This window comes from Brenneria tiliae, from assembly GCF_023347575.1.
Classification (GTDB): Bacteria; Pseudomonadota; Gammaproteobacteria; order Enterobacterales; family Enterobacteriaceae; genus Brenneria; species Brenneria corticis.
Genome location: NZ_JAKPCB010000100.1, coordinates 1 through 19,282, shown reverse-complemented (window position 1 = coordinate 19,282; position 19,282 = coordinate 1). Strand labels below are relative to the sequence as shown.

Here is a 19,282-nt window from a genome sequence, read left to right as displayed (position 1 = left end):
CTCTTCTGAAAGCCGCCGCCAGGCACGACGCGGATTTACTGATAGTTCAGCGTAAAGGTCACATCCCCGTTGGCCGTGCCGGGAATCACGCTATTTTTCGTCGCCACGTATTGTCCGTAGAACACCAGCTGCGCGCTGCCGGCGCTGGCGGTCAGCGGATAGACCGTGCCGCTCTGGCCGATGGGAATACGCTGGTAATCTTTATCGAGAATCGCGATCCCCAGGTTGGCGGCGGTGCTGTCGCTGCTCAGCGCCAGCAGCGTGCCGTCGTCGCCGTCGATAGTGCCGTTGAAAACGGTCTCTACCCCGGACGTCGCCGGACCGCAGCTCTCAAGATTGATGACGAATCTGACCGGCGGCGCGCTGCGGTTGCCGGCGGTGAACTGCTTCGACGCTCTGGTGCCCATATCGACGGTTTGCTCCTGAGACCCCACGCTGACGGAACACCCGTTTGCCACCAGCGTCGCGGTAAGCTGGATATTGGACATTCCCAAATCGGCGTGGGCGAATGGCGCGCAGCACAGGATCGCGCTAGCCAGCAGCCCGCGCGCCAGAGCGGCGCCGTTCCCGACCATCTCCGCTCTTCGCTTTCCCTCCGCGCCCATATTCCTGGCGCAGGCGCCCGTATGACGTTTCGCTCTATAAGGCCCTATCATCCCTTTCTCCTCCTCAGGCAAAATCGACTCGCAAATAAGCCAGCGCGGTCACAACGCCCTCCGCCGGCTTATTCCCGGTCACGCTCACCGGATAGGCCGTGATGGTCACATTGGCGCTGTTGGCGTCATCAAGGGTAAAGGGCAGCACGCTGGAGAGATCGTTCGGCGTCAGCGGGCTGCTGCCGCTATCGGTAATCACAAAGCCGACGTCGGGATTATCGGATACGATGATATTGCCGGAGGTATTATCCGCCTGGACGCGCAGAGTCAGACTGGCCTGAGCGTCAATACCGTTACAGGTAATGCCTATCGTCCGGCTCACCGGGTTGACGCCGTCGGGTCTGGCGCCGGCCGTTTTGAACGCCCCGGTGGAAATAGTGCCAAAATCGATGGCGATGACCTGCCCCGAGTTGAGCGTACAGCTTTGCGGCACCGTCATCGATCCGCTCATATATCCGACCACCAGCGGCGAGCCGGTTCCCTGCCCCGTCCCTCCCTGGTTGCCGTATAGATAGAAAACCGGCGTCAACGGGATGGTGGTCACGCCGACGAACTTGCGCTTGATACGAAAATTCACCCGCACCCGGCTGCCCGTCGTCGCCTGTCCGCCGCATCTGCCGTTGCAATTATTCGATAGGTCGACAAAGGGAACATTGTTATAGGTACTGCCGCCCGATGCGTTATACACATACATCTGCGAGGCAATCTGCAGGTAATCATTGCCGGTAATATCATACCAGTTCATGCCGCTCTCCGAAGAGGCCAGGCTTAGCGACGGGCCGGGCTGGGCGGTGTAATAGACCGTATCCTTGTTATTGCATCCCCCGCTAATGGTGTACGAACCGCTGTCCCTTTTTTCATTCCATCCGGTGGTATAACCGATGGTGTTTTGCTGTGAAGTAAACTGAAAGGCAAAATCATAGGTCACGGGCGAGCCGGCGGCGGTATTGCACTGCGTCGCGAAAACATACTGCGGACAAAGAAACAGCAATACCGCCGGGCATAGCCACCGCCGTTTTCCATCCAACGCGCTGATTAACATTTTCATTTTATTGATCATAAACATTCCGCCTTAGCATAAGTCATCGGCTTGTTTTCACTCCCTGCCGGCAGGGCATAATTGATGGCGCACTGTTGCTGCGCAGACGCCCCCCACGCAACTTGCAGCACGCCCTTGGGCGACAGTCCGGAGAGGAAAACCTGGCCGTTATCGCCCACAATCGCCGTGCCGCTACCGTCGGCGCGACGCACTTCGGCGCCAAACGGCACCGGTTTACCGCTGCGCTGCCGTAGCGTGATCAAGGCACGCACCCCCACCCGCGCATCGAAGTTGGCGCGCACCAGCGCCCCGCGCGTCGGCACGACGTTCACTACGGCGTCGTCAACTTCCGTATGGTTGTTCAGCGTGTTGACATCCAGCGCGATGCGATTGCGCCGGTAGGTTGTGGCGTAGGGCACCACCGCGTATCCGCGCCAGTCGGTGCTGACGCCGGTGACGTCCTCCAGTTTTACGCCGCCGGCGCCGGGCGCGCTGACCAGCACGTTGGTATCGCTTAACGGCTGGCTCAGGGTGACGCCATCGGCATGCGCCACTACGCCGCCGCTTACGCCGTAATGTACCTGCCGGAACCCTTTGCTGTAGTTGTAGCCGACGTTGCTGTTGCCGTACTCGCCCTGATAATTGAGGCTGGCATTGCCGCTATAGCCGATCCCCTGGCTGCCGTAACCCTGCTGCACGCCGTAGCCTAAATTGTTGTCGGCCAGCAGCGTGCCGCTGACGCCGGCCTGCTGGATATTGCGTCCGTGGGTGTCGGTATTGGCGTTATAGGTCAGGTAGGATGAATTGGATGAATGGGTTATATCGGTTTTGCGGCCGCCGCCGCTAAGCCATTGGCCTAACGGCAACGAGAGATTAAACGCCACGAGGCGATCCGCCTCTGCGCCCAGGTTCTTGTTATAGCTGTAGGTCAGACTATAGCTGATGCCGTCCCAGGAGCCGCTGTAGCCGGCCTGCCACAAATCGGCGGTCTTGTCCGTGTGCCAGTAGTCCTGTCGGCTGCCGGTGAAAAAGAGCGTTCCGTTCTCCCCCAGGTGCTGGGTGATATTCACCTGAACCTTACCTTTTTTAGTATGGTTGAGGTCGTAATAGTCCTGGTAAATCGGTCGGACATTTACCGTATCGATGCTATAGCCGCTCATCCGCTTATAGCTGGTTTCATCCAGGGTGTAGAAACCCTGCGTTGAGTAACGGTAGCCCAGTAGCTGAAAGTTGGTGCCTAAGGCGTTTAACGATCTGGCATATAAAAAGCGCAACGACTGGCCCTGATGATCGCTGCCATCCGCCAGCGTACTGTAGGCCTGGGTGACGTCGGCCGAAAACGCGCCCCATTCCCCCAAGTTCTTACCGGCGCCAAGGGCCATGGATTGATAGTTATCCGCCAGCTGCGACCCGCCATACAGCGTGACGCCGGCGGGCAGCCCCCAGATCAACGTGCCCTGAGCAAATTCGGGTTTATCCTGCTGGCTGTAGTTGCTGCGGTACTGACCCGCGGTCAGCGCATACTTGACGCGCCCCTCGCGCTGTAGCACCGGTACCGCCGAATAGGGGATGGTGAAGCTATTGGTGCTGTTATCGCTTTCGGTTACCGTCACCACCAGGTCGCCGCTTGAAGTGGTGGGGTAGAGATCGTCGATGGTAAAAGCGCCCGGCGGAACATAGCTTTGATAAATCACATAGCCGTTTTGCCGCACGGTGACGCGGGCGTTACTTTTCGCCACGCCGCGGATGGTGGGCGCGAATCCCCGCAGGCTGTCCGGCAGCATATTATCATCGGAGGCCAGCCGTACGCCGCGAAAACCGAGGCTATCAAACACCTCGCTCGACGTGCTGCTGTCGCCCAGCGTCAGCTCGCTCTTTAGCGGAACGATGGTGCGTTGCAGATAGGTATTAACGTGCTGCCAGTCGTGAGTACGGCGCCCCTGGTAACTGTAGTAGTTCCAGGTGGAGTAGTCGCGCAGCCGCCAGCCGCCCCAGTTAAGCCCGCTGTTCAGATTGAGAAAGTAGTTGTTGCTGCTGTCGTCGCCGGAGGTGTTGCTGCCGGTGAAATCGTAATTCAGCAGCGCGGCGTTGATGCCGTCGTCCCACTGCTCCGGCGGGATATAGCCGCGGGCGCTGTTGTTCAGCGACGCCTGGGGAAGAGTAACATTCAGGCGCTGTAGTTCGAAATCAAAGGTCGTGTGCGCATCCGGAATGAGGCGCGTCAGCGCCACGCACTGATCCGCCGGCGCGTTGGCGATGGGCGGAAACGCCTTGGTATTGACATTGAACGCCTCCAGTTGGGGACGGGTAATGCAGGGATCGAGCCCCGAATCATCCCCCTGCTCCGCGTCGGCGGATTCCGGCTGGCGCTCGTTAAATTGAATATCGCGCGTCGCCATATATTCGCCGTTGAGATAAATATCGACGTGATAGACGCCCGGCGCCTGCCCTTTCCCTTGCTCAAAGCGAGACAGATCCGCTACCGCGGCGGGGTCGTTGGACAAGAACGCCGGATTAAAAAACAGTTCGGCATAAGCGCTGACCGCAGGTAATGCCGCGCATAATGCGATGGCCCGGCATAACGGCGACCGGCGCCATCCCGCCGTTGCGCGTTGATGTCTGGGGCTGCGCTTCCAATAAAATGGCCGCATACGAAAAACTCCTGAAGAAGTGACGGAACGTACCGCGTAACGCGGCCGACGTTTCCTTTATTCCATGCCCGGTTCGGGCCTCACCGGCGCCCCGGTCCGCAACTACTGCATAGTGCCGGTAGTCCGGGGGGTATTGGCGCCATAGTCGTTGACCGACTGGAAAGCCACCTCGCCGCGGGCATCCGCGGGCAGTGCGACGGAGGCGTTTCCTTTTGGCGGCACCATGGTGTTGGGAAGTTTTCGTGCGCCTATATTGAAGTTGACCAGCGTGACGAAATAGGGCGTCGGGTTGGTGATGGCGAGGGAATCAGCCTGACGGTGGAAACGCAGCTGAGCCGGCGCATCGCTCGGACTCTGCGCCAGACCTTCAGGCCGGACAAACAGTTTGATGCGCGACTGAACGGCCAGTTGCAGCACGTTTTTATTCTGAATGGCGTTGCGGTCGACGGACGGAATCGCTTTTACGTTCATCCAGTATACCGACTCCCGGTCGGTCGGCAGTTCGCCCCCCACGTACATGATACGCAGCGTGTTTTCTCCCGAGGGTTTGGCGACGAACAACGGCGGCGTAACGACGAAGTCCGCGCTCTTTTTTTCGCTGCTGTCCTCAACCCAGGACTGGATAAGAAAAGGGGTTTTATTATCGGTATTGATGATTGCCAGCGAGCTCTGAGCCGCCCCGGCGGGATAGATGACCCTTGTCGCGCCTAATTCCACGCCGCCGGCTTTGGCCGCCAGCGACAGCGTCGCCAGAGAAAGAAACGCCGCGCCAGCCAGAGCGAGGCGGAAAAAAGTTGTATTAAACACGCAAAACCTCATAGATGAAAAATAACTGATTGACGGCCATACGATGTATTGGTGCGGGCTATGCTGGGTATCAGACCCGCCGCGCTCCGTTCCGCAGCCGACGATGCGGCGCGCCCGGTAACCATGCTCGGGGTCGGAACCACGGAAACGCTGGAATCGGCGATTGTCTTTCCCATAACGCCGTCTCTTCTGATAATCGGAAATGGCGCCGTCCCTGGCAGCCGTCCCTCGTCCCTGCATGTGCCGATAGTTATTCGTACTTCATGGTAAAAGTGACATCCGCATCCGCTTGGCCCGCGGTAACGGCATCCAGCGTGGATTTATAGCGCGCGTTGAAATTCAGGGTATTACCGCTGCCGTTGGTCAGCGTTTGCGCGTTGGAGTAAACGGCGCCGTTCGGCGACAGTACGGTGCCTTTACTGTCGCTGATTTCGATACCTACGCCAGAAGCGGCGCCGGAGCTCCCGCCGCTAATGTTGCTGGTGGTCAGAACGGTGTTATCGCTGCTGTCGGACGATCCGCTAAAGGCAACGGAGGCCGTAGTGGATACTGTGGTATCGCAATCTTCAAGTTTGATCGTAAAAGGAACTTTACCGGAGTAAGCACCTGCCGCCGCAAAGTTGGAAGTGCGATATTGCCCCAGGTTAACCGTCTGGTCGGCAGAATTGGTGCTAACCGCACAGGCCGCATTAACGATCTGTCCTTTGAAATGCACAGTGCCTCCGGCAACCGTAGTAGTAGCCGCCTCAGCCAGAGTAGCGAAACCGGCTGACAGAACAGACGCACCGATTAAAGCGCTGAGTAGAGTTTTACGCATAATTTACGATTCCTTATTGCCAATAAAAGGCTAGATAAATAGTCCAAAAAATGAATGTGGCGTTCAACCACATGGGTATTTCTCACCTACCGGGATCTATCCGGCATCAATATAAAGGCACACCTGAACGGCTGACTTTATATAAATCCAGAAGCGCTGGGATGGAGAAATTACTGCATGCATAGGATTTACCCTGCCCTCTAAGTATTTGCGAAAAAATAAATTGTGAGCGAAAACCCAAAAGCGGAATGATGCGGATAAAAAAACCAATCCGCCGCCAGGAGAACCTAAAAAACCAGATAAAAGCACCATAAAAAAGTATAAAAAAGCACAAAAAACCAAACCATCAGTAGTTGATGGATGTAATTAGTAGCATTAAAAATAAATAAATAGTTCTCATATGAATATGGATGTTTTTTTATTGTTTAGTTATATAAACATTCCCATCAGACACTTAACATTTCTGAAAAAATTAAAATGAACCAATAAGACCGAGAACAATTTAAATAATTAAAAAAACCAGAAAATAATCAATATAAAAATACAACAGCAATGACTATTTCATGCAGCGTTACAATTAAACAATGAATTTATTCTGGCAGGAAACCAATAGGCGAGAATGGTACGATGGGTTTACTTTGTATCAGGAAGAGAAAAGCGCGGCCGGCAAGGGAGGGATGCGAGGAAAAGCGAATGCCGACATTGACGGCGATTCAGCAGACAACGGGTTGGCTAAAAGCTATTTTTTTTAACCTTCCGCGTTCTAACTCGATAAGCTTTTCTGTCTGCAACTTCTTTAACACCCTGAATATAGTGCTTTTAGAAAGCGAGGTTCTTTGAGCAATAAAGGTTAACGCGGTATAGCGCCGCCGGACATCCGGCGGCAGTTTATTAAGCGAAAGCAGCATATTTTTCACTATAGATAGCGAATCGCCGTCGTTATCGGCACAAAAATCAATCAGAAAATGAAACCAGAAATTAATGATAATCAGAACATCATCAAAACGCTGATAGGCGGTAACCACCCTTAGCGCGATATTAAATGGCAAGCATCTTATTTTGCCGTAGTCGACTCTTTCAATATAGATATCATCACTCTTCAATGCCGCCAAAGACCAGCCGACTATGGTCGGAGACAGGATCACCGAGATAACTTTGTTATCGCGGGTTCTTTTTATTAAAAATTCACCTTCATCGAGGAAATAGATAACTTGTTCACCAGAAGAATGAAGATGATAACGTCTTTTCCCTCTTACAACCTCCGAGGGGATTGCAGCATGCGCGTGCGGAGAAAGCATTTTTGTCAGACGAGAGATGGATTGCTCCGGATAAACCATGCCAGTGCCTTTGTCTAAATAAAAAATAATCGTCATAAATTAAATGGACGCAGACAAAAATAAATAACCTGCCCGGCCCTAAAGATTTTTACTTACCTTTTTATAGAACTATCACGACTGGCCAAAGTGAAGTCAAGCCCCCATAAACATCTCGTGACATTTCATATTATTGGTGAGTAACCTTGTCGCTCACGCTCTCCGCCCCCCCTAACGTGCCGACGCTTGCACATTGGCAGAGCGCATTAAAAGCGGCCAGGCCAGAAAGACAATCTTTATTAATTTTAGACAAATGAATGACACCAGCCGGGCATTCAACGCCGTTGGAAAAATAAAATAAAAGGCTAAAAACAATAAAAGATAGCGGGATATATAGAATTATCCACTAAATAAAACTCCAAATAACAGCAAAAAAGCCATTAATAAGCACCTAAGATGCCGCGCAAAAAACGCAAGCCAAGGCAAATTTTCATCGTCATATGAAAATCGATGTTAAAAAAATGTTTAGCGCTTAAACATTTCTGTTACCCGCGCACGGCAATGTATCCGGTTTTCATCTACCGCATGTGCTGATTGAGGGATAAGGTTGGGGGGACATGTTTATCGCATCGACATGGTTCAAAAACATGTCGATAAAATTCATTTTTTTCGACATATTAGTGGAACATGTTTATCGCATCGACATATGCTTAAAACCTGTCGATAAAAACGAGATCTTTAACTATGTCATGGGATCCAAAAGAACCGTTTAACCAACTTCCTCGCTTGCCGCCAAACGGCGATCAGATTGAGTCAGTGCCTGTCTTGAAGGCTTGCATCAAAGCTCGCGCCGCACTGGCTGAACTTAAACAGGCCGGAGAATTGCTGCCTAATCAGAGGCTATTAATCAACCTTATTCCTTTGCTGGAAGCCAAAGATTCATCCGAAATTGAAAACATCGTCACCACGTCAGACAGGCTTTTTCAGTTTTCGCAGGAAGACAGCCAGGCCGATCCTGCCACCAAAGAAGCGCTGCGCTATCGCACCGCACTCTATAACGGATTCAAAAACCTAAAAAAACAGCCTCTCTGCACATCAACAGCCGTAAGAATTTGCAGCACGCTGAAAAATGTCGAGATTGATATCCGTAAAATTCCCGGCACTGTACTGATCGGCGGCAACGATAAGATCGTTTATACGCCCCCGAGCGGTGAAGCACTCATCCGAGATCTACTTGGCAACTGGGAAAACTATATTCACGCAGAGGATGACATCGATCCGCTGGTGAAAATGACCGTCGCACACTACCAGTTTGAAGCTATCTACCCTTTCCCCGACGGCAACGGCAGGACGGGGCGCATTCTCAACATCCTGTTTCTAATTGAAAAAGAACTGCTGACGTTACCAATACTTTACCTGAGCCGATATATCGTCACCCATAAAGCGGAATATTATAGTCTGCTGCGTGGGGTAACGGCTTCTGGTGACTGGGAGCCCTGGATTTTATTTATGCTGCAAGCAGTTGAAGAGACATCAATATGGACCACGGCAAAAATCGCTGCCGTTCGTGAATTGCTATCCATTACCACAAATCACATTCGACAGACTCTACCCAAAATCTACAGCCACGAACTGGTGCAGGTCATTTTTGAACAGCCTTATTGCCGCATCGCAAACCTTATCGATAAAGGCATCGCCCAACGCCAAACAGCCTCTGTTTATTTGAAACAGCTATGTGAAATTGGCGTTCTGAACGAGATAACCGCAGGCCGTGAAAAGCTCTATGTACATCCGAAACTCATACAATTGATGACGAGGGATGACAATAGAGGGAACCCGTACTGAACCGACACTTAGCCCACTAGCGTTTACTGATTATTCAGGTTTAACCAAGCCGCAAGGCGCGGTTGACGGTGGTTTTCAGTGGATTTCGCTGGATGCTCAACAGAGCGATTAACCTGTTTAATCAGAGAGATACAGACTTTGGCGAACATTTATAGAAAAGAATTTGGAGCGGGAAACGAGATAAATATTTCTCGATCAATCAGCTGATTCAACAAGGATTTTCGGTACACCGAATTGGTTGTCTGGCTATATTGCGTACTGGATTGGGGTAGTTGGCAAGATGTCTGAAACTCTCCTGCTCATTCCAACCTCAATTCTGGCCTTGATCCAGACGGCGTTTTAAACACCATAAAATGCATCCCTCAAGCTACAATTCAGTCCTGATTTTCACGTTTTGATGCCTAAAGGCTACAAAAACGAGATCTTGGCTATCTATCCTATGACATAGCCGTAACGATTGCCCATTTGTATCCCTTAAGCTACAGTAAACCTACTATAACTCACTTTTGAAGCCTGAGGGATACAATGACCACATTAGCCGATATCGCCGATATGTTGCGCAACATACGACGGGAAGCCGGTCTAAGCCAGGAGGCGCTCGCGCAACGCGCTGGCGTTTCCCGCACCACGGTTGCACGTATGGAAACGTTGGCCAAAGGGGATATGAGCGTTTCGGCACTGGTACGCTTATTTGAGGCCGCAGGCTACGATCTGCAACCCGTTAGGCCGGGTCATACACGCACTATCGAAGATATCCTGGCTGAACAACGGCGAGGTGACGAGGTATGAAACTCGATGTGCATGTTTGCGGACGAACCGTTGCCAGCCTCTATCGGGAACGCGACGAATATATTCTGAAATACCTGCCCGGCACGGCCCCAGCAGACTTTATCAGCCTGACGATGCCAGTTCGTGAGGAGCCCTGGCGCTGGCCGCGGGATCTGCATCCTTTCTTTCGACAGAATCTGCCCGAAGGCTATCTGCTGAGCATTATCCGCGAGGAATTCGGGCCGTTGCTTGATGGCACCGATCTTTCACTGTTGGCCGTCGTGGGTGGCATGGGCATCGGTCGAGTTACGGTTACCCCTGAAGGCGGCGCTCCCGTTGAAGAGATGGCGCCTTTGCAGATCGAGCAGTTACTGAAGGCGGAGAACACCACTGAACGCTTTGCCAGCCTTGTGCGCCAGTACGCCCGCGCGTCCATTTCCGGCATGGTGCCCAAATTCATTGCGCCTGAAGAAAATGCCAAGAACCCAAGCCAACCGTTAGGCAAACCTACGCTGCGCAGCAACCATCATATCATCAAGGGCTCGGACGACAGCACTCCTTATCTAGGCTTCAACGAGTTCTACACCATGCGGGTTCTGGAACGTTTACATGTCGTCCCGGTTGCAAAAACGCGTATGTCTGATGATGGCTGCGTACTGATCGTGGATCGCTTCGACGTTGATGAAAACGGTTTGTCAACGCATGGCATTGAGGATGCCTGTAGTCTGTTGGGGCTTCCGCCGCACGAGAAGTATGCAACCACCATTGAGCGCGTTCTTAATGCGACTCGCACATATCTGCCAGCAGCGAAAGTCCGAAAGCAATTGGAGCAGTTTAGCTGGCATCTTCTGACCAACTATGTGGTACGCAACGCCGACTGTCATGCCAAGAACATCGCGTTGTACTACAGTTCGTTGAAAGATGTGGCCTACACGCCGGTCTACGATATCGTAACGACGCAGGCCTATCCACGCTACGCGACTAATCCACCGGGATTATCTGTCGAGGGACGCCAGGCATGGGCTGTCGGCAAAACACTGGAACGGTTCTGCAAAGCCAGACTAGGGATCGCACCGAGACAGTATACGGAAATGGTGGAACGCTTATGCGAATCGGCCATTGAGGTAGGTAAGGAAGTGATCGAAGCCGCCAAAAATGAACCTCGCTGGCATACAGTCGCCAAGCAAATGGTATATGCCTGGAATGACGGAATGGCATCATTACGCAGTCCAAAAAGTGTTGCCACGTTCAAGGGGCTGGATAAGGCGATTGCACAAGCGGGGTTTTCGGAACCAGAGCTAACCGGAAGCCAAAGAACGGTTATTGGACGTTCCGAATTGTTGGGCAAATCGAGTAAGGGATAAAGATATATTTTGCGGCAAAATGTTGGCTAACGATCAATTTCCAACAGCAACGGGGAGTTACGTGAGCATAATGATAAGCGCAACGCACCCGATTTTCTGGTACTGATTAATGTACTACTTCGGCGTGGTTGACGGTGGTTTTTAATGGATTTCGCCGGATGCTCAACAGAGCGATTACCCTGTTGAATCAGAGAACTACAGACTTTGGTGGCCGTCTATAGAACAAGAATTGGAGCGGGAAACGAGACTCGAACTCGCGACCCCGACCTTGGCAAGGTCGTGCTCTACCAACTGAGCTATTCCCGCTCGGGAAGTGGCGTACGGATACCAAATTGTGCATCGGTACGGGGTGCGCATTATACGAAAAATCCTTTCGGCCGCAAGCCCCCGAATATGAAAAACCATCTGACTGCCGATAAAAAGAGCAATCCGGCGCTAAAACGTTTATCCATCAGCATACCGGAGCGTCGGGCCGGTTTCACGCCCGGCCGGCTCGCCGAACGCCCTCTGATACGGGCCGGTCCGGGCTAAAGTTGAATAAAGTGTTCGCGGTAATAAGCCAGCTCCGCCAGCGACTCGCGGATATCATCCATCGCCTGATGGGTGCCCTGTTTTTTAAAACCGGCCAGAATTTCCGGTTTCCAGCGGCGCGCCAGCTCTTTCAGCGTGCTGACATCCAGATAGCGATAGTGGAAGTAGGCTTCCAGTTCCGGCATATAGCGAAACAGAAAGCGGCGATCCTGGCCGATGCTGTTGCCGCAAATGGGCGATTTGCCCGCCGGCACCCATTTTTGCAGGAAGGCCAGCGTCTCCAGCTCCGCCGCGCGATCGTCCACCTTGCTGGCCTTAACGCGGTCAATCAAGCCGCTGGCGCCGTGGGTGCGCACATTCCAGTCGTCCATCAGCGCCAGTTGGCTGTCCGGCTGGTGTACCGCCAAAACCGGCCCCTCGGCCAATACGTTGAGGTTGGCGTCCGTCACCAGCGTTGCAATTTCAATAATGCGATCCCGCTCGGGATCCAATCCCGTCATTTCAAGATCGATCCAGATTAGATTATTTTCATCTACCATCGTAGGTATTCCTGTTTAGCCTGTGCCATTGCCCGCCGGTTGACGACCATAGCGCGTCAATCCAGAACACCAGTCTTAAGTGACCAGCATTAATCAAATAGGGTGTTATTATAGTCGCTGCAATCTCCATGAGCGATAAACAGCATCGTGGCGATCATAATAGTATTAAGTGAGGCTCAGTGAGCAAAAAGAAACTGTCGAAAGGTCAACAACGCCGGGTCAGCGCCAATCACCAGCGTCGCCTTAAGCATTCCGAAAGCAAGATCGTATGGGAAGATAGCCAGCTGGGCGAGGCCCAGGAGGGCATTATCATCAGCCGATTCGGTATGCATGCCGATGTGGAAGCCGCAAACGGCGTGGTGCATCGCTGTAATATCCGTCGCACCATTAAATCGCTGGTCACCGGCGATCGCGTGGTGTGGCGCGCCGGCAATGAAACTCTGTCCGGCATCAGCGGCATTGTTGAAGCCGTCCACCCGCGCCGTTCCGTGCTGAACCGTCCCGATTTCTATGACGGCGTGAAGCCGATCGCCGCCAATATCGATCAGATCGTGATCGTTTCCGCCATTCTTCCCGAGCTGTCGCTCAATATCATCGATCGCTATCTGGTCGCCTGCGAAACGCTGGAGGTCGAGCCGCTGATCGTGCTCAACAAGATCGATCTGCTGGATGACGAAGCCCGGCGGTTTGTCGACGGTCTGATGGATATCTACCGCGCCCTCAACTATCCGGTGATTATGGTGTCAAGCCATACGCAGCAGGGCATCATCGAGCTGGAGCAGGCGCTGACCGGACGCATCAGCATCTTCGCCGGGCAGTCGGGGGTGGGCAAGTCCAGCCTGCTCAACGCCCTGCTGGCGCTGGAAGAAGAACGTATCCTGGTGAATGAGGTCTCGGATAACTCGGGGCTGGGGCAGCATACCACCACCGCCGCCCGGCTGTATCATTTCCCGCACGGCGGAGATGTTATCGACTCGCCAGGGGTGCGTGAATTCGGTCTCTGGCATCTGGACCCCGATCAGATCACCCAGGGTTTCATTGAGTTTCGCCAATACATCGGCAGTTGCAAATTCCGCGATTGCCGTCATGAAAACGACCCCGGCTGCGCGATTAACGCGGCGCTGGAACGCGGCGAAATCGCCGCCGAGCGCTTTGATAACTACCATCGCATTCTGGAAAGCATGGCTCAGGTAAAAACACGTAAAACCTTTTCCGATACGGATAACTGACATTTATCTTATCCATCGCTACAATGCGCCGCCTTTATCCCCTATTTTATGGCGCATCACTAATCCAAGAGGCTCACTGTGCTGGATCGCATCAAAATCAAATTACAGTATTGGCTGCCCAAAATCTGGCTGACCCGTTTGGCCGGCTGGGGAGCGGATAAACCGGCGGGCAAACTCACCAAGCTGGCGATCGATCTGTTCGTCCGCTGCTACAAGGTCAATATGCAGGAAGCGCAGCAGCCGGATACCGCCGCTTACCGCACCTTCAACGAGTTTTTTGTCCGTCCGTTGCGCCCCGACGTCCGCCCGGTGGATTCTCACGCGCAGCGGTTGGTGCAGCCGGCCGACGGCGTGCTGTCCCAGCTGGGCGCCATCGCCGACGGCAAGCTGATTCAGGCCAAAAATCACCATTATTCGCTGGAAGCGCTGCTGGCGGGCAACTACGTCATGGCCGACCTGTTCCGCGACGGCCTGTTCGCCACCACCTATTTATCGCCGCGCGACTATCACCGCGTCCATATGCCGTGCGACGGCGTGCTGCGGGAAATGATTTATGTGCCGGGGGATCTGTTCTCCGTCAATCTGCTGACGGCGCAAAACGTGCCTAATCTGTTCGCCCGCAACGAGCGCCTTATCTGCCTGTTCGACACCGCATTCGGCCCGCTGGCGCAGATTCTGGTCGGCGCCACCATCGTCGGCAGTATTGAAACCGTCTGGGCGGGCGTGGCGACGCCGCCGCGCGAAGGCATCATCAAACGCTGGACCTACCCGCAGGCGGGCGAGGAAGGCGCGGTCGAACTGGCGAAAGGCCAGGAAATGGGACGCTTTAAGCTCGGCTCCACGGTAATCAACCTGTTCTCATCCGGCCGGATTCAGTTTTCCGCCCACCTCGGCTGCCTCAGCGTCACCCGCGTGGGCGAACCTTTCGCTGAGGTGCTGGATAATGAACAGGCGGACGACGCCATAGAAGAGACGTCCGGGCCGCTTGCGCGCCCTGATGCGGACACCAACGCCGGCGCCACGGACCATCCGGGTTGAAAACCCGCCGCGCCGTAAATAATCACCCCCGTTATTGTGGTAAATGAAAGGTAGGATGAACGTGCGTCTGATTGTGGCTTTTCTGCTGGGATGTTTATTATCAACCGCCTCACTGGCCGCTCCGGTGCCCAGCGAGGCGCAGTTACGCCAGCAATTACAGCAGGCGGAAGCGAATAAAGGCGCCGCCGATCAGACCGAAATAGTCGAAGAACTGCAGTCCGCCCTGAGCGCCATGCAGGAGCGTAAAGAGTCACGCGAGCGCGCGGCGCAGTATCAACGCGTTATTGATGATTTTCCCAAGCTGGTGCAGGAACTCCGCCGACAGATAACGGCGGAAGACGAGAAGCCGTCGACCATCACGGAGAATCAATCCGTCAACGATCTCGAACAGCAGATCCTGCAAACCAGCAGCCAGCTATTGGAGCAGGCGCGCCAGCTCCAACAGGAGCAGGAACGGCTGCGGGAGATCAGCGATTCTCTGGGGCAGCTTCCCCAGCAGCAAACCGAAGCCAGCCGTTCGCTCGGAGAGATCGAAAGCCGCATCCAGTCTCTGGGGTCGCCGACCACTCCGCTGGGGCAGGCGCAGTTAGCCGCGCTGCAGGCGGAATCCGCGCTGCGTAAAAGCCGGGTTGACGAGCTGGAGCTGGCGCAGCTGTCCGCCAGCAGCCGTCAGGAACTGTCCCGCCTACGCGCCGAACTGTATAAAAAACGTCATGACCGCCTGGATACCCTGCTGCAGGGGTTACGCAGCAATATCAACAGCCTGCGTCAACGGGAAGCGGAGCAGGCGCTGGAAAAAACGGAGCTGCTGGCGGAACAAAGCGGAAGTTTGCCCTCCGCCATCAGTTCACTGCTGACCATCAACCGCGAGCTGTCCATGGCCCTGAATCAGCAGGCGCAGCATATGGACCTTATCGCTTCGCAGCAGCGTCAGGCCGCCACCCATACTCTGCAGGTCCGTCAGGCGTTGAGCACCATCCGCGAGCAGGCGCAGTGGCTGGGGGTTTCTCCGGTGCTGGGGGAAACCCTGCGGGCGCAGGTGGCGCGACTGCCGGAAATGCCCAAGCCGCAGCTGCTGGACAGCGATATGGCGCAGCTGCGCGTACAGCGCCTGCATTTTGAGGAGCTGATTAATAAGCAACACGATGTCGACCAGGCAAAACAGGATGACGGCACGCCGCTCACCAATACCCAGCAACGCATCCTGACCGACCAGTTGCGTACCCAGCGCGATCTGCTGACGTCGCTGATTTCCGGCTGCGACACGCAAATTCTCGAATTGACCAAACTCAAGGTGGCCAACAATCAGCTGCAAGACGCGTTAAGCGAAACCCGGGAAGCGGCGCACCGCTATCTTTTCTGGGTGGCGGATGTCGACCCCATCACCTTTGCCTACCCGCTGAAGCTGGTGCAGGACCTTACCCGCCTGCTGTCGCTGGATACCCTGACCCAGCTCAGCAGCGCCATGGTGATGATGGTCACCAGCCGGGAAACGGTGATCCCGCTGCTGGGGGCGCTGTTGCTGGTGGGGTTCAGCATCAGTTCCCGCCGGCATTACCATGCGTTTATGGAACGAGCCAGCAGCCGGGTGGGGAAAGTGACGCTCGACCATTTTATGCTGACGCTGCGTACCGTGTTCTGGTCGATTCTGGTGGCGCTGCCGCTGCCCGTGCTCTGGGCCGCGCTGGGTTACGGGTTGCAAAACGCCTGGCCCTATCCGGTGGCCGTGGCTATCGGCGACAGCGTAACCGCCACGGTGCCGTTAATGTGGGTGGTGATGATCAGCGCGTCGTTCTCCCATCCTCAGGGGCTGTTTATCGTCCACTTCCGCTGGTCGCCGGAACGGGTCGCCCGGGCGATGCGCTACTACCGGCTGTCGATTGCCTTTATCGTGCCGTTGATCATGGCGCTGATCACCTTCGATAAGCTCAACGATCGCGAATTCTCCAGTACCCTGGGGCGCCTGTGTTTTATTTTGCTTTGTCTGGCGCTGAGCCTGGTCACCACCGGTCTGAAACGGGCCGGCATTCCCCTTTATCTGGATAAAGAAGGGTCGGGAGAGAATTCCGTCAACCGGGCGATGTGGAACCTGCTGATCTGCGCGCCGCTGGCGGCCGCGCTGGCGTCCTGCATCGGCTATCTTGCCACGGCGCAGGCCCTGCTGGTGCGGCTGGAAACCTCGGTCTCCATCTGGTTCTTTCTGCTGGTGGTTTATCATATTATCCGCCGCTGGATGCTTATCCAGCGCCGGCGTATCGCCTTCGACCGCGCCAAAAACCGGCGCTCGGAGATTCTGGCGCAGCGCGCGCGCGGCGAAGAGGACGCGCCGTCCGGCGCCTCTTATGAGAGCGGTTCGGAAGCCATTGAAGAACCTGTGGTGGATCTGGACGCCATCAGCGCCAAATCCTTGCAGCTGGTGCGCTCTATCCTGACGTTAATCGCGCTGGTTTCGGTGATTGTGCTGTGGTCGGAAATTCATTCCGCGTTCGCTTTTATGGAAAATATCAGCCTGTGGGACGTCAGCAGTACGGTAAAAGGCGTCGAAAGCGTACAGTCCATCACGCTGGGCTCGGTGCTGATCGCCGTGCTTATCTTCGTTATTACCGCGCAGGTGGTGCGTAATCTGCCGGCCCTGCTGGAACTGGCGCTGCTACAGCATCTGGCGCTTTCTCCGGGCAGCGGCTACGCCATCACCACCATCAGCAAATATATCCTGATGCTGATCGGCAGTCTGATGGGTTTTTCCCTTATCGGCATCGAATGGTCCAAACTGCAATGGCTGGTGGCCGCGCTGGGCGTCGGATTGGGTTTCGGCCTGCAGGAAATTTTCGCCAACTTTATCTCCGGGCTGATTATCCTGTTCGAAAAGCCGATCCGTATCGGCGATACGGTCACCATTCGCGAGCTCACCGGCAGCGTGATGCGCATCAATACCCGCGCCACCACCATTTCCGACTGGGACCGCAAAGAGATTATCGTGCCGAACAAGGCCTTTATCACCGAGCAGTTTATCAACTGGTCGCTGTCCGATTCGGTGACGCGCGTGGTGATGACCGTTCCGGCGCCGGCGGATGCCGACAGTAAGGAAGTCACCGGCTTGCTGAAGGACGCGATTAGCCGCTGTTCGTTGATCCTGGATACGCCGGAGCCGGAAGTCTTCCTGGTTGACCTGCAACAGGGGATCCAGATTTTCGAACTGCGTATATTCGCCGCCGAGATGGGCCACCGCATGCCGCTGCGCCATGAGCTGCATCAGTTGATTCTGGAAAATTACCGCAAGCACAATCTGGTGATGCCGTTCCCGCCGCTTCAGGTACGGATGGAGAGTTTATCGCGCAATAGAAAAACGTTGACGTCCGGTAACCGCACGGCGGGAAGCCTATAATAAAGAAGGGATCGGCCGGGTGCGGCGGCGCGCGCCCGGCCCGGCGATATCAGGAACGCTCAACGGAAAAGGCGATCACATCGCTCAGCCTTTCGGCATTCAGCGCCAGCATAATCAGGCGGTCGACGCCCAACGCCACCCCGGCGCACTCCGGCAGACCCTGCTTTAACGCCGCCAGTAAATTTTCATCGATAGGCTGCTGAGGCAGGCCGCGGGCGGCGCGTTTACGGTTATCCTGTTCGAAACGCCGGCGTTGCTCGTCGCCGTCGGTTAATTCACGAAAACCGTTCGCCAGCTCAATGCCTTTAAAATAGACCTCGAAGCGCTCGGCGACGCGATGATCCTCGGTACTGATTTCGGCCAGCAACGCCTGGGTCGCCGGGAAATGATAAACAAACGCCGGCTTTTCGCGCCCGATATTCGGCTCAACGCCAAAGGCAAACAGCATCTGCACCAGGGCGTCGCGGTCCTCTTCGCGGCAGGCGATGTCGCCCAATCCCAGCTTTTCCGCCGCTTCGCGCAGCTGCGCCTTGTCCGCCGACAGGGGATCGATTTCCAGATGACGCTGGAACGCCTGCTGGTATGAAAGCATTTCCGCGCTTTCACACTCCAGCACCTGCTGGAGTAAATCGTCCATTTCATTCATCAGGCGGTACATATCATAGTGCGGCCGATACCATTCCAGCATGGTGAATTCCGGATTATGGTATCTGCCGGACTCTTCATTGCGGAAGCTGCGGCACAGCTGAAAAATGGGGCCGCTGCCCGCCGCCAGAAGGCGTTTCATATGGTATTCCGGGCTGGTCATCAGATACAGCGTCATGCCGTCCGCGACGCCCGGCCCGACGAAGCGAGTCTGAAACGGACACAAAAAGACGTCGGTTACCGTCGCCCGGCTCATCGCCGGCGTTTCAACCTCCAGAACGCCGCGATCGGTGAAGAATCGCCGGATAGCGGCGACTATCGACGCGCGCTTCAACAAATTAGCGACAGGCGCGCTGGGTTGCCAACTTGTCGTTTCGCTCATGGTTACTACTCCAAAGTCAAACAGGTGGAGCAGTCTACCCGCATCAACGCGGACAAACAAAAATTTCCACAGGAAATTTCAACAACGCGCAGCGTTGGCCCGTAGGGCGGCGGGCAGGACAGACCGCCGTAAAAAAACGCCGGGAGCCTGAGAGATCCCCTCAAAATCTATCCTCCTGATAAATTTCCTCAATAATAACAGGGATTGCCGCCATCAGAGCCAGCAAGGTCTCGCGCTCTGTTTCCGGCATCCCTTCCTTCCTCAACACCTGCA

Annotated in this window: 14 protein-coding genes and 1 tRNA gene; 6 read left to right on the top strand and 9 right to left on the bottom strand. The window is 54.9% G+C overall.

Going from position 1 to position 19,282, the window contains the following annotated elements; translation table 11 throughout:
• Nucleotides 1–35 precede the first annotated feature (35 nt).
• From MFP24_RS15395 to MFP24_RS15370, 6 genes are all read right to left on the bottom strand, one after another.
• Nucleotides 36–656, bottom strand: a complete 621-nt coding sequence (locus MFP24_RS15395; RefSeq protein ID WP_249231452.1) for a fimbrial protein — start codon at nt 654–656, stop codon at nt 36–38.
• Between the two features lie 13 nt (nt 657–669).
• Nucleotides 670–1,716 (bottom strand): fimbrial protein, encoded by a 1,047-nt coding sequence (locus tag MFP24_RS15390; protein WP_249231453.1) that lies wholly within the window; start codon nt 1,714–1,716, stop codon nt 670–672.
• Complete coding sequence (locus tag MFP24_RS15385; protein WP_249231454.1) at nt 1,713–4,346, bottom strand: fimbrial biogenesis usher protein; 2,634 nt, start codon at nt 4,344–4,346, stop codon at nt 1,713–1,715. Before MFP24_RS15385 ends, MFP24_RS15390 begins: the two co-directional genes overlap by 4 nt.
• Before the next feature lie 102 nt (nt 4,347–4,448).
• Nucleotides 4,449–5,165: a fimbria/pilus periplasmic chaperone gene (locus tag MFP24_RS15380; RefSeq protein ID WP_407062020.1), complete on the bottom strand. Its 717-nt coding sequence runs from the start codon at nt 5,163–5,165 to the stop codon at nt 4,449–4,451.
• Nucleotides 5,166–5,403: 238 nt separating this feature from the next.
• The gene (fimA, locus tag MFP24_RS15375; RefSeq protein ID WP_249231456.1) at nt 5,404–5,970 is read right to left on the bottom strand and encodes a type 1 fimbrial major subunit FimA; all 567 of its coding nucleotides are present in this window, start codon (nt 5,968–5,970) and stop codon (nt 5,404–5,406) included.
• 713 nt (nt 5,971–6,683) lie between these two features.
• On the bottom strand, nt 6,684–7,343 hold the full coding sequence (locus tag MFP24_RS15370) for a helix-turn-helix domain-containing protein (protein WP_249231457.1): 660 nt from the start codon (nt 7,341–7,343) through the stop codon (nt 6,684–6,686).
• A 684-nt stretch (nt 7,344–8,027) separates the two neighbouring features.
• On the opposite strand from MFP24_RS15370, the gene fic reads away from it, so the two are divergent.
• The 3 genes from fic (at nt 8,028) to MFP24_RS15355 (ending at nt 11,260) form a co-directional block, all read left to right on the top strand.
• Complete coding sequence (gene fic / locus MFP24_RS15365) at nt 8,028–9,128, top strand: protein adenylyltransferase Fic (RefSeq protein WP_249231458.1); 1,101 nt, start codon at nt 8,028–8,030, stop codon at nt 9,126–9,128.
• 525 nt (nt 9,129–9,653) lie between these two features.
• Nucleotides 9,654–9,917 carry a helix-turn-helix transcriptional regulator gene (locus MFP24_RS15360; protein ID WP_249231459.1) on the top strand — a complete coding sequence of 88 codons (264 nt, stop codon included), beginning with the start codon at nt 9,654–9,656 and terminating at the stop codon, nt 9,915–9,917.
• Nucleotides 9,914–11,260, top strand: coding sequence for a type II toxin-antitoxin system HipA family toxin (locus MFP24_RS15355; RefSeq protein WP_249231460.1), 1,347 nt, complete (start codon nt 9,914–9,916; stop codon nt 11,258–11,260). The genes MFP24_RS15360 and MFP24_RS15355 overlap by 4 nt, the downstream gene beginning before the upstream one ends.
• A 230-nt stretch (nt 11,261–11,490) precedes the next feature.
• On the opposite strand, the gene MFP24_RS15350 is transcribed toward MFP24_RS15355, so the two are convergent.
• Nucleotides 11,491–11,566 (bottom strand) — tRNA-Gly (locus tag MFP24_RS15350).
• Nucleotides 11,567–11,787: 221 nt separating this feature from the next.
• Nucleotides 11,788–12,330 carry an oligoribonuclease gene (gene orn, locus MFP24_RS15345; protein WP_009111259.1) on the bottom strand — a complete coding sequence of 181 codons (543 nt, stop codon included), beginning with the start codon at nt 12,328–12,330 and terminating at the stop codon, nt 11,788–11,790.
• A 179-nt stretch (nt 12,331–12,509) separates the two neighbouring features.
• Between orn and rsgA the strand changes: the two genes are divergently transcribed.
• The 3 genes from rsgA to mscM all read left to right on the top strand — a co-directional run bounded on the left by rsgA (nt 12,510) and on the right by mscM (nt 17,982).
• A complete protein-coding gene (gene rsgA / locus MFP24_RS15340) occupies nt 12,510–13,559 on the top strand; it encodes a small ribosomal subunit biogenesis GTPase RsgA (RefSeq protein WP_249231461.1) in 1,050 nt (349 codons plus the stop codon).
• A gap of 78 nt (nt 13,560–13,637) precedes the next feature.
• Nucleotides 13,638–14,597 carry an archaetidylserine decarboxylase gene (gene asd / locus MFP24_RS15335; protein WP_249231462.1) on the top strand — a complete coding sequence of 320 codons (960 nt, stop codon included), beginning with the start codon at nt 13,638–13,640 and terminating at the stop codon, nt 14,595–14,597.
• Nucleotides 14,598–14,658: 61 nt separating this feature from the next.
• A complete protein-coding gene (mscM, locus tag MFP24_RS15330) occupies nt 14,659–17,982 on the top strand; it encodes a miniconductance mechanosensitive channel MscM (RefSeq protein ID WP_249231473.1) in 3,324 nt (1,107 codons plus the stop codon).
• 49 nt (nt 17,983–18,031) lie between these two features.
• Here mscM and epmA read toward each other — a convergent pair whose 3' ends face one another.
• A complete protein-coding gene (gene epmA, locus MFP24_RS15325) occupies nt 18,032–19,009 on the bottom strand; it encodes an elongation factor P--(R)-beta-lysine ligase (protein ID WP_249231463.1) in 978 nt (325 codons plus the stop codon).
• Nucleotides 19,010–19,282 lie beyond the last annotated feature (273 nt).